13 protein-coding genes and 1 pseudogene are annotated in these 14059 nt (G+C 70.7%); 3 read left to right on the top strand and 11 right to left on the bottom strand.

The window, feature by feature from the left end; all coding sequences use genetic code 11:
- A pseudogene (locus DM816_RS33290) lies at positions 1 to 1294 on the bottom strand (type VII secretion protein EccC); the annotation flags it as partial.
- A 148-nt stretch (positions 1295 to 1442) separates the two neighbouring features.
- Between DM816_RS33290 and DM816_RS33285 the strand changes: the two are divergent.
- Both DM816_RS33285 and DM816_RS33280 read left to right on the top strand, forming a co-directional pair.
- Complete coding sequence (locus DM816_RS33285; protein ID WP_117214445.1) at positions 1443 to 1781, top strand: WXG100 family type VII secretion target; 339 nt, start codon at positions 1443 to 1445, stop codon at positions 1779 to 1781.
- A gap of 28 nt (positions 1782 to 1809) precedes the next feature.
- Entirely contained in the window at positions 1810 to 2106 is a 297-nt protein-coding gene (locus tag DM816_RS33280; RefSeq protein ID WP_117214444.1) for a hypothetical protein, read from the top strand.
- Positions 2107 to 2125: 19 nt separating this feature from the next.
- Here the strand turns inward: DM816_RS33280 and mycP are convergent, their stop codons facing one another.
- Positions 2126 to 3376, bottom strand: coding sequence for a type VII secretion-associated serine protease mycosin (gene mycP / locus DM816_RS33275; RefSeq protein ID WP_117214443.1), 1251 nt, complete (start codon positions 3374 to 3376; stop codon positions 2126 to 2128).
- A gap of 99 nt (positions 3377 to 3475) precedes the next feature.
- Here mycP and DM816_RS33270 point away from each other — a divergent pair, with 99 nt between their 5' ends.
- Complete coding sequence (locus DM816_RS33270; protein WP_117214442.1) at positions 3476 to 3775, top strand: YbaB/EbfC family nucleoid-associated protein; 300 nt, start codon at positions 3476 to 3478, stop codon at positions 3773 to 3775.
- 14 nt (positions 3776 to 3789) lie between these two features.
- Here the strand turns inward: DM816_RS33270 and DM816_RS33265 are convergent, their stop codons facing one another.
- The 9 genes from DM816_RS33265 to DM816_RS33225 all read right to left on the bottom strand — a co-directional run bounded on the left by DM816_RS33265 (position 3790) and on the right by DM816_RS33225 (position 13542).
- Positions 3790 to 4770, bottom strand: a complete 981-nt coding sequence (locus tag DM816_RS33265) for a WXG100-like domain-containing protein (protein ID WP_162908088.1) — start codon at positions 4768 to 4770, stop codon at positions 3790 to 3792.
- Between the two features lie 10 nt (positions 4771 to 4780).
- On the bottom strand, positions 4781 to 5125 hold the full coding sequence (locus DM816_RS33260; protein ID WP_162908087.1) for a hypothetical protein: 345 nt from the start codon (positions 5123 to 5125) through the stop codon (positions 4781 to 4783).
- A 5-nt stretch (positions 5126 to 5130) separates the two neighbouring features.
- Positions 5131 to 5463, bottom strand: a complete 333-nt coding sequence (locus DM816_RS33255) for a YbaB/EbfC family nucleoid-associated protein (RefSeq protein ID WP_117214439.1) — start codon at positions 5461 to 5463, stop codon at positions 5131 to 5133.
- Positions 5464 to 5554: 91 nt separating this feature from the next.
- Positions 5555 to 7558, bottom strand: coding sequence for a transglutaminase TgpA family protein (locus DM816_RS33250; RefSeq protein ID WP_117214438.1), 2004 nt, complete (start codon positions 7556 to 7558; stop codon positions 5555 to 5557).
- A complete protein-coding gene (locus tag DM816_RS33245) occupies positions 7555 to 8688 on the bottom strand; it encodes a DUF58 domain-containing protein (protein ID WP_117214437.1) in 1134 nt (377 codons plus the stop codon). Before DM816_RS33245 ends, DM816_RS33250 begins: the two co-directional genes overlap by 4 nt.
- Positions 8689 to 8690: 2 nt before the next feature.
- Positions 8691 to 9650 (bottom strand): AAA family ATPase, encoded by a 960-nt coding sequence (locus DM816_RS33240; RefSeq protein WP_246002499.1) that lies wholly within the window; start codon positions 9648 to 9650, stop codon positions 8691 to 8693.
- 7 nt (positions 9651 to 9657) lie between these two features.
- Positions 9658 to 11499, bottom strand: a complete 1842-nt coding sequence (locus DM816_RS33235; protein ID WP_117214435.1) for a cellulose binding domain-containing protein — start codon at positions 11497 to 11499, stop codon at positions 9658 to 9660.
- Between the two features lie 97 nt (positions 11500 to 11596).
- The gene (locus DM816_RS33230; protein ID WP_117214434.1) at positions 11597 to 12862 is read right to left on the bottom strand and encodes a sensor histidine kinase; all 1266 of its coding nucleotides are present in this window, start codon (positions 12860 to 12862) and stop codon (positions 11597 to 11599) included.
- Entirely contained in the window at positions 12859 to 13542 is a 684-nt protein-coding gene (locus tag DM816_RS33225; protein ID WP_170318902.1) for a response regulator transcription factor, read from the bottom strand. The genes DM816_RS33230 and DM816_RS33225 overlap by 4 nt, the downstream gene beginning before the upstream one ends.
- Positions 13543 to 14059 lie beyond the last annotated feature (517 nt).

Raw genomic sequence — 14059 nt, 5'->3', positions numbered from 1 at the left:
CGAACGGGTCCCCCAGGTCGAGCAGCTCGGCCAGGCCCAGGTCGCTGGTCAACGGCTGCTCGCCGCGCGTGCCCGCGGTGAGCCGCAGCGGCGCCAGCTGGCGGGCCAGCGCCTCGGCCGCGGCCACCGGCAGTTCGTCGGCCCGCCCCAACTCCACTTGCCCGTCGGCCGTATCGCTGGAGAGCGCACCGTCCGGGCCGACCTTCAGCACGAGAGTGGTCGGCTCCGGGATCCGTGGCGGCGCGGCGGCCACGTCAACGATCGTGACGCCCTCCACGCCACCGCCGGTCATCAGATGGTCGGCACCGGCGACCGACCCGCCGTCGAGCACCACCACCAGATGCGGACCGGACACAGTGGACGGTGAGTGCGGGTCGAACCGGGGACGGTCCACCAGCACGTCGTCGAGCATCGCCTCAAGCGCGGTGATCGCCGGCGCCACCAGCCGCAGCTGCCCGAGCGCGTCGGTCTTTTCCGGATGCAGCGCATGCGGCAGCCACTTGAGCCACTCCCACTCCGCCAGGCGACGCGCGTCGGTGCACACCGCGATCCGCACGTCATCCGGTGCCTGCAGGGTCGCCAGCTGGGCCAGCATCGCGCGGACGAGCGCGACCGAACGCCCGCGATCACCGACGGCGTAAATCCGGCTGAACCCGTTGACGGCCAACGCCAACGGCAGGTCCCCGATCGCCGAGAACGTGATGATGAACCGGCGCAACGCCAAGGCCGACAACGGTTCCAGCCGCTCCAGCGGTTTGGTGTCCGGCGGGACCAGCGCGGTGGCGAGGCTCTGCGGGCCCAGACCGATCCGCACCGCGCCGAAGTCCGGGTCCGATCGGCGGCGTTCCCAGAGCCGAAAGCTCGCGGCCACAGCCCAAAGACCATTCGGATCCGGATGGAGGTACCACAACGCGGCCCGCTGCCTGCGCACCGTCCGCGCCACGCGCAGCCGGTGCTGGGCCAGGTCGCGCAGGTACATCCGCCGCGCGGCGGCCATCTCGCGCTTGCTCGGCCCGCCGCTGGTGATGAACGCCAGCACGACCATGCCCAGCGCGGCGACCGCGAACAGGCCGAGGGCCACGTAACGCAGCGGGGTGGCGCCGCCCAAGCCGGAACCGCTGAACAGCAACACCATCGCGGCCATCATCGCGAGCATCGGCAGCATGAACAGCGCCTGCGTCCACTGCCTGCCGGACGCCACCGGGATCTCCGGCGGCGCGGGCAGCACGAGTTCGCCGGAGGGCATCTCCGGAGCCGGTCTGCGCGACGGCCGGCGCGCCACCACAGTCGCCACGGTTCGATGATGGTGTCGCCGGGCGTGGGCGCGGTGTGCCTTGGCAGGAACCGGCCGATGTCGCCCGCCCGCGGTGCCACCGGCCCTAACTTCGGTTGGCGGGCACCGATCGCCGGTGCGCGCGAAGACCGATGGGAAGGAGCGAGTCATGCCTACCGGCGACCAGCTTCACGGTATGACCGAAACCCTGCAGCGAGCCGCCTCGATGGCAGGCACGGTGGCGACCAACATCGAAGGCCATCGCGCCACTTTGCGGCCGATCGTGGAGGCGCTCAAGGGGCAGTGGGAAGGGACGGCACGGCCCGCGTTCGACGCCGCGCACGCCCAGTGGGAGGCCGGGATCGTCCGGCTCAACGCCGCCCTGGAGCAACTCGGGGAGGGCACCGCGTACTCGTCCACCGTCTATGTCGCGGCCGACGAGGCCGGTTCCTCGGCGCTGAACGGCGTGCAGGGACTGGCCCCGTTCGGCGGCGCCATGCGGGCCTGACGGTCCGCCTCACAGAAGGGCCACTCGCATGCTCATCAAGGGAAACTTCACGCAGCTCGACGATCTCGCCATGCAGATCATGAAGACCGTCGGGATGGTCCAGCAGGAGATGGACACCTGGCGGACCACGTCCGGCGCCACCGCGGCCGACTGGATGGACCGCGCCGGTGGCGAGTTCACCGCGGTCAGCCAGGCCTGGGAACAGGTGTCCACCGCGCAGCAGTCCATGCTCGACGCGCTGCGCGGCGGTGTCGTCAAGGCCAACGGTGAACTGCAGATGGCACTCCAGTCCGCAACGGCGAGGGTGCAGAACGTCCAGATCTGAACGCGTGCAACGGCCCCCGCTATACGCGGGGGCCGCTTCGTTCCACGGCGGGCGGCGGGAGGAGGAACATCTGCTCCGGCGGTTCCTCGCGGGCGGGCTCGACCGGCGGCAGCACCGTCCTGTTTGGACGCCACCGGCGTCGGCACCCGTGTGCGGCCACCCACACCAGCGCCGACGACAGCACGAGCCCAAAGAGCACCACGCTGACACCGCGCCACACGCGATGGTCACGCTCGGCGGCGAGATCGGGCTGAGGTCTGGCTATCGCGGGCATCGCCTCCGGCGCACCGGACAGGCCCTCGGTGACCGCGCGGTACGGATTGACCACACCGGCACCGTATCCCGCGCTTCCCTGGCCACCGCGGGCCAGATCGGCCGTGGCCACCAGGCGACGCGCGACCTGCTGGGCGTCGAGTTGTGGCCAGGCGGCCCGCACGAGCGCGGCCGTGCCGGACACGAACGGCGCCGCGAAACTCGTGCCGTCCCAGTAGTCGTGCCCAGCGGCCCTGCCTGCGCCCGTGACGCCTTTGCCCGGGGCCACCAGGTCGACGTATGGTCCGATCTGCGAGCCGTCGTCCCGGGCGCCGGCAACGTCGATCGCGCCGACGCCGAGCACCCCGTCATAGGCCGCCGGATATGAAGGGGCGCCCGGCATCTGGCGCTCCCGGTTCCCGACCGCCGCGACGATCAAGGCATCTTTTTCTTGTGCGTACCGGATTGCCTCACGGATGGCGGGGAAGTCGCGGTTGCCCGACAGCGACAGGTTGATCACCTTGGCTCCCTCCTCCGCGGCGTATCGGATGCCCGTGGCCACGGTGTTGGGATCGATCGGTGTCGGCTCCCCGCTGTCGCTCTGCGGCCGGTCGGTCACACGCACCGGCAGGATGCGCGCACCGGGTGCGATGCCGTGAAAGCCCATGCCCTGCGCCGGGTCCGCCGCGATGATGGACGCCACCGCCGTACCGTGCGAGACGCAGTCGTAGTTGGCGGGCAGCGCGCCGACGAGGAAGAAGTCCCTGCCGCGCAACACCTTTCCCGGTGCCGTCAGCTGCGGATGGTCGGCGTCCACACCGGAATCGATGACGGCGACGAGCACGCCCGAGCCGGTGCTGTGCGGCCAGACGCGCTGCGGATCGAGCAGTCGCTGCGCCCACGGCTGCTCCACGACCACCGGCCTGGCCTGTTCGGGGTTGGTGCACGCCCCTGCCGGAGGCGCCGCTGCCACCGGTGGCGTGGTGAGCGTGGCCGCGATGAGTACTTGTGCCCACATGCGCTTGAGTTTCACCGACGTGCGGCGTGCGGGGCTTTGGCTTGGCCCGTTCCGGTCACGGCCGCCCGGGCCGGGCACGGGCCCGGGAATACTGCGGGCATGAATGGCGTATCAGCGCAAGCACACAGGGCCGCGGTCGCCGCCCGCCTCGCCGAACGGGTTCGCCGCGTCCGGCGCCAAGCCGAGCGCATCGAGGCCGCCGCGGACTCCCCCGACGGCCTGATCCGCGCGACCGTCGGTGGCCACGGCCAGCTCCTTGAGCTGGAGCTCAACCCGCGAATCCTGCGCAATCCCGACTCCCGCGCGCTGGCGGGCGCCATCGCCGGCACGATCCAGAGCGCCCAGCGCGCGGTGGACCGCGAGGTCGCAAGACTGTCGCGGGAGGTACACGGGTCGTGAAGACCCGTAGGCACTCACTGATCGTCTGGGTCGTCGCCGTCGAACAGATCCCCGACGGTGTCCACGATGCCCCCGACGCCACTGCCGACAGCTTCGCCTATCCCCTGGAAGGTTTCCACGACCTGCTCGCCGCCCCGGTCCAGGGCGGTCGAGAGATGCGTGGGGCCGTTCTCGTACATCGAATCCACCACGCCGGACGTGAACGCGCCGGCGGTCATACCTGCGAGCATTCCGATCGGCCCGCCGGCCGCCCCGCCGATCGCGCCCGCCACGAGTGTCCCGGTGCCGATGTTGGCGGCCCAGCCGCCCCAGTTGGACGCGATCGCCTGGCCGATCGATTCGCCATTGTCGATATCATCGGCGGTCTTGACGCCGGTGATCGGGGTGAGGATGCCCCACCTGTCCAGGCCCCTTGAGATCGCGTCGAACAGCCTGGCCACGTTGCCGCCCTGCCGCGTTGCATCCAGCGTGCCCCGGTCGTTGCGGACTTGCGCGTCCAGGGCCTGCGAGACGAGCGTGCTCTGGATGTCCCGCGCGGCGTCGTCGATGATCTTGAAGCACTGCTGCGCCGCGTGGAACACCACGAGGCTCTGGTCGTAGGCGGTGTCCTTGCCGAATTGCGGGACTCCCGCGGCCGCGTAGGCATCCTCCCATCCCGCGATCGTCTCCTTGACGGAGGTCTTCGCCTTGACGATGGCGTCCGCATAGGACAGTCCGTGGATGCCGATCCAGGCCAGCTGCAGGGCGGTCTCCTTGATTCGGTCGAAGTACGCGGTCACGGCGTCGATCGTGGTGTCGCCCGCCGAGTCCGGCCACGAGGACGCGACGACTCCCGCTGCCTGGCTCACCTGGAATCCGCCCTCGCCGATGGCGTCCGCCACCTTCTGCCAAGCCTCCTGCAGTTTCGTCGCCGTTTCCTCGCTGTCCATGGGCCAGACCGCTTGGAGGCCCTGCTCGGCGACCACCTCGTGCCACAGCGCAGTGTCGGGGGGCATGATCGGCATGTCAGCGCCTCCCCCAAGCCGACAGGAGCCCCGGGCTGAGCAGATTCTCGAATTCGGCACGCAGTCGCTGATCGACGAACCTGTAGTCCTCGATGGACTGCCGGCTGGCCGCAACCAGTTCCCGCCCGCCAGCCACGATCGCCAGCACCTGCTCCCGCGCCCGCTCGACCTCGGGCCGGTAGACGCTCATGAACGCCTCCCCCATCTTGCCCAGGCCGAGCCCACCCTCCACGGCGCTGACCGCGCCCTGGCCACTGGTCCACGCCTGCTGTACCGTCTCGGTGGCCTGCCTGACCCCCTCGATTCCCTTCTCGGTACCGGCCACCTGCATGTTGAGTTCGGACACTCTCATCACCTGCTTCCGCGGGTTCCGGCCAACTCGTCGAGCGCGCGCAGGAACGGGTCGTCGCCGTCCGGCAGCAGCGGGCCGGTCAGCTCGCCTGCCTGCCGGTCGACGTCGTGGCACGCCTCCCGGATCGCCTCGACCACGTCCTCGGCGAGCGCGTTCGTGTCCGGCTCCCGGTAGACGCGCGGATCGATCCGCAGCGACCGCAGGTCGTGCCGGACCCCGACGACGGCGGCGACAAGCCCGCTGGAGGACTCGGCATGCCCCTCCAGGGCGGCCAGTTCACGGTTCATCCGGTGGATCTGCTCCGCTGCCGGGCGCCTGGCGGTTCCGGGCATCGCTACCTCCGCTTCTCACGCGCGCTGCATGCAGTGTGCTGGAGTCACCGGGCTGGAAGGCCGGGCTGACCTCTTCCGGCCACCCCGCCGCTTACATGGCGAACAGCGCACGCACGCGGATCGCCAGAGGACGTGCGGCCAAACCCCGCCGGATGTCTCGCACCGCTTTCCACGCGTGCCGGACCGCGCCGGAGTCCGCGCCCGAGCCCGACCACAGCGCGACATCCACCTGATGTGCCAACGAGAACAGACCGTCCACAACGGACGGTCCGGCGGTCGGCGCGGCGATGCGGGCGAGGTCCCGCACGGTCATGCCCGGTGTGACCGGCAGGCCGTGGGCACGCAGCAGGTCTCTCGCCTCCTGCCACGCCGCGACCACGCCGTGCGCCCCGGTCCGGCGCTTGCGGCGCCACGTGCGCACAACCCTCCACAGTGGAATCCCGGCGATGGCCAGCAGCAGCAAGGCGGGCAGCCCGAGCACCGCCGGCCACACCGCCAACGACACTTGCCGCTCGTCGCCCGCCCGGTCCGCGGAGTCCGGCAACGGCGGGTCCCGCAGATCCCGCTGCGGCGGGAGGCCAGCCCTGGCCAGCGCGGTGATCCGGGCCAGACCGGTGGCCCCGGCAATGGAGCCGCTCGCGTTGCCGGTGGGGTCCAGTGGTACCCAACCGATATCCGCCACAGCGACCTCCGGCCAGGCCAAGGCATCCCCGTTGCGTACCACCACTTTTTCCTCAGGGATTGCCTTTGGCGCACGATAGCCGACCGCCACGCGAGCCGGGATTCCCACAATCTTCGCCAGCGCAACGTAGGCGGCCGCGAATTGCGCGCTCGTGCCGCGCTTCGTAGTCAGCAGAAAATCGCGCAGCTGCGGCCACCCGGCGCCGGTCGGCAGATTCGCGCCGGTGGCGATCCGGTAGTTCGAGGTCAGATATCGCTCCAACACGAGCGCGGTCTGGAACGACGGACGCAAGCCGCCGGTGGCCGTGCGTGCCAGTTCGGCGATCCCGGGCGGGATCACGCCGAGATCGTCGGTTGGCTGCGCGGCCGGATCGAGCGCGGCACCGGCCAGCACGCCCGGCTCCACCACCGGCTCCCACCAACTCAGGCGGTACTCCACGGGGCCGACCCGATCGGGCGCCAGCAGCATGCCCGAATCGGGAGCGATCAGCGGCGAGACACCGGTCACCGAGGCGGGCGCGGCCTGGCTGGGCAGCCAAGGCTCGCCATCGGGAACCCAGACCTGAGCCGTGCGCACCGTTGTCGGCACGGTTATCGACGACGCCGGCCGAAGCTCGGCGCCCAACCGCCGCAAGTCGTTGCCCGCCGACCACGCGACGCCGTTGAAGCGGTCGAGCACCACCAGCCGCCATCGGTCCACCCGGTGTGGGCTCGTATAGCTGAACACCGGCACATCCGGCTGCCCGAGCCGGGCCGCCAGCTCGTCCAGCGGGTTGACCGTCCGCGCCGGCTGCACGGGCGCGGGATTGTTGTGGTGCAACGAATACGACGGTTGCCGTCCCTGCCCGACGACGGCGAAGACCAGCGCCGCGACCACGGCAACGAGCGCCGTCATGCCGAATGTGGACGCGCGCACCCGTAACAACCCGGCGACGAGTGCCGCGTAGCAGAGCGCAGCCAGAATCGCCCAAGCCCCAGACGCGGCGGCAAAGGCTTGGCTCAGGCCGAGCACGGCAAGGCTCGGCAGCACGGCGATCGCGGGCCAGCGGAGCAACTCGATCCCCAGCACCGCCGCGAACAGAACCGACAACGGAACAAACAACAACAGTTCGGGATCGGGCCGCACCGGCCAGGTCGTTTGAAGCGTGAGTTGCCAGGACTCGGTAACGCCCGCCAAGAGCGCGGGCATGCTCGTGACGGTGCCCAGCCCGGCCAGCCCCGCGCCGAGCGCGAGCATCGGTCGCCACGGTCCGAGCGACCGGAACCGGTTCGACAACTCCCACACCGCGTAACACGCCACGAGCACCACAGCGATCGGGGGCACCAGCGGCCACACCCCGAACACCGGGGCGAACAGCAGACCCGCAACGGCCGCAGCGAGCAGGACACAACCGGCCGCGATCCGCGCTGTCATCGGGCGACCGCCGCATTCCACTTCAACGCGGCCTCCGCGGCGTTCGCCGCCACCAACACCGTCACGCCGGGCACCCGCGGCGCCTCGCGGCCCACGCCGAACACAATCACCATCAGCGTCGAGTAGTGCGGCCGCAAGGATGCCAACGCGGCACGGTCAGCGGCGGACGTGCCCTCGGACACGACCGCGACGAGGCTGCCACCCGGGGACAACGTTTCCGGCACCAGCGGCACACCACGGTCTTCCGCCTGATTCAGCACACACAACTCGTCGAGCAGGCGCCGGGCCGCCGACACTCCCCCGGCCGTGCCGACGTCGACCCCGCACGGAGTGACCAAACGGCACGGATGGTCGGCCCGTGCCGCCGACACCAGAAGCGACGCGGCAATCTCCACGGCTTCTTCGAACACGGATTCCGCCAGGCGGGTGTCGAGCAACGTCGTGAACCGCGGCTGCTTCGGGTCGGCGTAGTCGCGCACCATGAGCTGCCCGGCCCGCGCAGTCGCCTTCCAGTGCAGGTGCCGCACCTCATCACCGGCGACGTACTCGCGCACCTCACGCACGTCCAACGATCCACGCAGCGACCGATCAGTGGCGCGCCCCTCGTGATGATGCCGCGGGTGACCGCCCGCGGGAGGGCGCACGTTGTGCGTACGCGGGCGTACCCACAACGTCGCGGTGTCTCCAGTGGACAGTCGGCTTCGGACAAGCCCCAGCCCGTCCATCCGCGACAGCGTGAGCGGACCGACCTGGTGCCGTCCACGAACGCCCGTCGGCAACTCGTAGTGGTAGACCGCCGTCGCGCCCGGCGCAAGCGGCCGCACCGCCACGGCGTGAAGGCCCGCACCGACCCGGTCGCCGGCGTGGAATCCGGGCTGCCGCCGAGTCCCCGGGTTGTGCACCCGCAACTGTGCGGCGGCCGGCCGGCCTCGCTCGATTCGATCCGTCGGATACAACTGCCGGACCACCGCCACGCGCGGACGCCGACCGGCGGCGAGCACGCCCGCGGCGACCGCGCCGACCGCAGCCCCGGCGAGGGCCAGCAGGAGCGGATAACCGGCCCAGTGGCCGACTCCGAACAGTGCTGCCGCGGCCACGAGCACACCCACACCGCGCGGCGTGAACCGCATGTTCAGACCCCCGTCGCACGCATTCCGGGCACCGGGGTCTCGGCAAGCACCTCGGCCACGATGTCGGCGGGCATGCGCTGGTTGAGCTCGGCTTCTGCCGTGAGGATGACCCGATGCTCCAGCACGGGGTGGGCTACGTCCTTGATGTCGTCGGGGGTGACGAACCCCCGGCCGTGGGTGACGGCGATCGCCTGGGCCGCCCGCACCAACGCGATGCTGCCGCGTGGGCTGGCCCCATATTGGAGGTCCTTGTGTTGTCGGGTGGCGGCGGCGAGGCTTGCCGCGTACTCGCAGATCGCGCGATCGACGTGCAGCGAGCGCACCTGCGCGACCGCGGCCTGCAGCGCCGGGACGTCCACCACCGGCGGCAGGTCGTCCGGGTCGCTTCCCGCGCAATCGCTCATGATCACCATCACCTCCGATGCGAGATCCGGGTAGCCGATCCTCAGTCGCATCAGGAACCGGTCGAGCTGGGCCTCGGGCAACCGATAGGTACCCTCCATCTCAATCGGGTTCTGGGTGGCGATCACCAGGAACGGCCTGGGCACCTCGTGCCCGATCGCGTCAACCGTGACCCGCCGCTCGGCCATCACCTCCAACAGCGCCGATTGGGTCTTGGGCGTCCCACGATTGATCTCGTCGGCGAGCACGACGTTGGCGAAGACGCCGCCCGGATGGAACGCGAACCGTTCGTCGCGCTGGTGGTAGACCTGCACGCCGGTGATGTCCCCCGGCAACAGGTCCGGCGTGAACTGGATCCGGTTCCAGCTGCCGCGGATGCTGCGGGCCAGGCACCGGGCGAGCGTCGTCTTGCCCAATCCCGGCACATCCTCGATGAGCAGATGGCCCTCGGCGAGCAGCGCGGCGATGGCCAGCCGCACCACCTCCGGCTTGCCGTGCAGCACCCGCTGCACGTTGGCCGCAACCAACTCATAAATCTCAGTCGCAGAAGGGGTATTCACGATGACCTCAACACGGGGAGCCGTTGATCCGGCAGTTGCTCGGCCGCCCGAAGCCATCGATGTTGATCCCCATGTCCTCGGATTCGCCGGGTTGGATGTCTCCGCTGTAGTCGACGTTCCTAAACGTGTAGTGCTGGCCGTTGCGGGTGTACGTCGAGTTCCACGACTTCTTCACCGTGGTCCCGTCGGGCAGGTCCAGCTCAAGCTTCCACGACGCGACGGTGGTCGAGCAGCGGTTCGTGACGATGTATTCGATGCCGTATCCGGTCTCCCACTGTCCATGTTCGACCAGGACGGCACGCAGGCATCCGGCGGTCGGCGCGGGTGACGGCACGGGGGCGGTTGCGGCAACCGGGGTCACCGGCGCGGCGGACACGCCCGGACCGGTGCCCTTGCGGTTGGTCGCCCGCACGGTCACCACGTACTGGATGCCGTTGGTCAGGCCGCCGATCCTCACCTGGCGGGAGCGGCCGCTCACGGTCGTCGATCCGGTCGCGCCGGTGCTCGCGCGCCACGACACCTGGTAGGCGGTGATGGGCGATCGATTGTCCGCCGCCGCGCCCCACGTCACGGTGACCAAACCGTCGCCTGCCGACGCCCGCACCGAAGCCGGGGCACCGGGCGCGCTCGCCGGCACGGGCGCCGGTTCGGGCACCGCCGGGGGCGACGGCGAAGCGTCTGGGGTGCGGCTCGGCTCCGGGCCGGGTGTGGTGGCCGGCTTTCCGGTCACCGCAGTGTCCTGGACCTTGCCTTCCTTGCCGACGACGAGCACATGGGTGCCGGTCCCGTTCTCCACGTACACCCGGTTGTCCTCACCGCGGCTGAGCCGGGGCGGGCCGGACTGCTGCTGCGGAATGGGCTTGGCATCCTTGCGCTTGCCGTCGGAGCCGTAGGTCAGCAGGGTGTTGGTCTTGAGGTCGACGAGCGCGACCGCCGAACCGGTCGACACCGGACCGCCGTATTCACCCGGGGGCAGCGTCACCGTCACCGGCTTGGCCGCCGGATTCTGCGGGTCGGCCAGAATCAGTTGGTACCCGACGGGGTCCAGGATCGCCACGCGGCCGCCCACGTCGTTGGCCGCCGGGCGGGCGGCGGGCGGGACGGGGACACCGAGCGGAACGCCCGCGCCGAGCGCGCTGTCATCGACGGCATGCACGGTGCGCGCGGTCAGGTCGACGAACTTGGGCCGGTCGCCGACCATGGTCAGCGCGGCGTCGTGGTCCTTGGGTACGGCAACCGGGCACGACGAGATGCGGCCGGCGTGCTTGGGCAGCTTGCAGATCAGGCCAACGCCCGGACGGTGCAGCCATAGCGTGCCGTCCGCGGTGACCACCGGGTCACCGACCGCGCCGCCCGCCGACACCGTCACCGGCTGGTCGCCGAGGCGCACTATCTTGCCTGCGTTGCGGTACACCAGGTATGGCCCGCCCGCGGCCTGAATGCCCAGCGGGACCTCGTCGGCCGGCGGCGTGATCGTCCGCTCCACCGACAGGCTCGACCGTCCAAACTGGGTGATCCGCGAGTCGCCGACGACATAGCCGCTGGTGTCGCCCTGCACGACCTGGCTGCCGGGGTCACCCGGGATGGGCGCGTGCGCGTCCACGTTCGCGGTCCCGCCGTCCACATGGAACACCTCCTGCAGCACGGAGTTGTAGATCCAGTGGCCCCCGGCCGCGAACCCGCCGCCGGGCAAGGGTTTCCCGGCCCCGGTGAGCGCGGCGACCAGAGCGCCCGTGCAGACGAACGCGAACAACGCCAACGGTGCGCGCCTGCGCCACCCCTTCCCCGTCGGCTTCTTGTCGGTGGTGGCGACCAGCCGCGCCCCGGCAGGCGTTGTCCCTTTGTCCACGCCGCGGATGTTAGTCGAATCGACCCGGGAGGGCTCCCGTGTTGACCCGAACCGGCCATCGACCACCAATACTGTTTGCTGACTGTTAGGCCGGCTGTTACTTCGCCGGCCCGCTGACCGGCAGGACGAGCTCGAAGATCGCCCCGCCCTCATCGGCGTTGTAGACGTTGAGCGTGCCGCCGTGCACCTGGGCGACCCAGCGCACGATGGACAGCCCCAGCCCGGTCGAGCCGCTGCCCGTGCGGAACCGTTCGAGCACGTGCTCCGCGATCGCTGGATCGACACCCGGGCCGTGGTCGGCCACCGTCACCCGTCCACCCGCGACGGTGATGTGCACGATGGCGGGCTGACCCGGGTAGTGGCCGTGATTCAGCGCGTTGTCGAGCAGGTTGCCAATCGCCCGCCGGATCAGCGATGGATCGACCCGCACCTGCGACGGCGCCGCGGTCACCGTCACGCGGGCGTCGCCCACCGCGGTTTCCTCCACCACCCCGGCCACCAGCTGATCCAGCCACACCGGCTGGATCTCCAGCTCCTCCACCCCGGCGGCGAGCCGGGCCCGGACCAGCTGGCCCTCGATGATGCCGCCCATGCGCGACGCCAGCCGCAGTGTGCGGGGCAGCAGCTCGGCCTGCTGTTCGGGATTGCGCATCGTGGTCTCGGCCAGCGCCCGCAGCGCCGCCACCGGATTCTTCAGATCGTGCGCGGTCTCGCCGAGCAGGATCTCCTGCTGGTCGAGCGCGTCGGCGGCCGGTTTGATCGCCCGGCGCGCCAGCAGGTGCCCGGAAAGTCCTAATAGGACGATCAGCAGCACGCAACCACCGGCCACACCCAACGCGAACCTCGTGTGCCGGGCTTGGGCCGGCCCGGCATCGCTCACCGCGACAACGGCGCCGATATATTGCCCGTCGCCGTTGCGGAACGGTTCGGCCCGCACGCGGGCGACGCGGTTGCCGCCGATGTCCACGCTGCCGTACTGCACCCGGCCGGTCCGGGCCGCGGCGTCGGCGAGCCCGCCCAGGATCGCCGGATCCGAGGGCAGACAGGTGCGGACGCTGTAGAAACTGGGAAAGCCCCCGGAACCGCCCTGCAGCACGGCGAATTGCGGGCACTGGCCGTTGATCTCGTCCTTGCCGACGTATGCGGTGACCACGGTGGTGCCGCTGTCGAGCTGCAGCAGCCGCAGGACGGTCGAGGTCACGCGGTGGTTGTCGGCGTCGAGTTGCTGCGTCCCGCGGTCGGCGTGGGCGTCGACGGCCAGCACGGCCAGGACGATCAATCCTGCCGCATTGATCGCCGTGAACGTCCAGGTGAGCAACCATGGCAGCCGGCGCAGCCGATCGGCAACCGAGCGAGGCTTCATGGAAAATCCTTCAGCCGGTACCCCGTGCCGCGCACGGTGTGCACCACCGGCGGCTCACCGAGCTTGCCGCGCAACCGCTTCACCACGCTGTCGACCACATTGGACATCGGGTCGTTGTCCTCGTCCCAGCAGTGCTCGATCAGCTCGGCGCGCGAGACCACCCGCTCGGGCCGCATCAACAGGTATTCCAGCACGGCGAACTCCTTGCCGGACAGGGTCAGCAGCACCCCGCCGCGGCGGGCTTGCCTACGCGCGCAGTCGAGCACCACATCCGCGTAGCGCAGGATCGACGGCAGGCCCGAGCTTGCCCGCCGGCACAGCGCGCGCACCCGTGCCGTCAGCTCCGCCACGGAAAACGGCTTCACCAGGTAGTCGCTGCCGCCGTGGGCGAAGCCGGCAACCCGGTCGGCCACGCTGTCGAGCGCGGTCAGGAACAGCACCGGAAGCCCGCATCCGGCGAGCCGTAGCCCCTGCACATAGGCGATCGCGTCGCCATCGGGCAGCATGCGGTCGAACACCAGGCACGCGAACTCCGTGCCCGCGATCGCCGCGTCCGCCGTCGCGAGATCGGCCGCCGGCCGCACCTCGAAACCGGCCGCGTCAAGCTCCGTGCACACGGCGGTGCGCAGGTCTTCATCGTCCTCGACCACCAGTACTCGCACCGCGCCGTCCAGTTTCATGGCCGCGGGCGTCTCGCCTCGGCCTCCCGCCGTGGTCGGCCGTCCATCTCCCGTGGCCTCCTCTCGCGCCCGCCAGGCCGTGTGCGCGTCGAATCCGTCATCGAATCCTCATGTTCCGGGTGATGGTATTCGGTTCGCGGCCCGCGGTGGAGGCGACCTGGCCGCAACCGGCCACCCGCGCCGGGCTCGTCGCAGGGGGGTGCATTGTGGACGCTGGCCGGCACACGTCATCCGGTGCTCCGGTCGTGCCGGAGGGACCGGCCCGTCCGCGGCAGGTCGCGACGTTGGTGGTGTCGGCAGCGGCCACGTCGATGCCGGCCGCTCGACCACCGGTCGACGTGCCTGAGCCGGTCACGGCGCCACATTCGGCCACGCCGCCGCCAATCGCTGCCCGCTTGGAAGCGCGGCGGCAGGAAGCACCGCGGCCGGAAGCGCGCCGATCGGAAGCGCCCCGGCCGGAAGCGCCCCGACCGGAAGCCCCGCCGCGACGCCGCACCCGCCGGCCCGGCGCGCGGCT

The organism is Allorhizocola rhizosphaerae, assembly GCF_003426775.1.
In the GTDB taxonomy this organism is placed as follows: Bacteria; Actinomycetota; Actinomycetes; order Mycobacteriales; family Micromonosporaceae; genus Allorhizocola; species Allorhizocola rhizosphaerae.
Note: the sequence above shows the minus strand (reverse complement) of the source record. Positions and strands in the feature narration are given on the sequence as shown.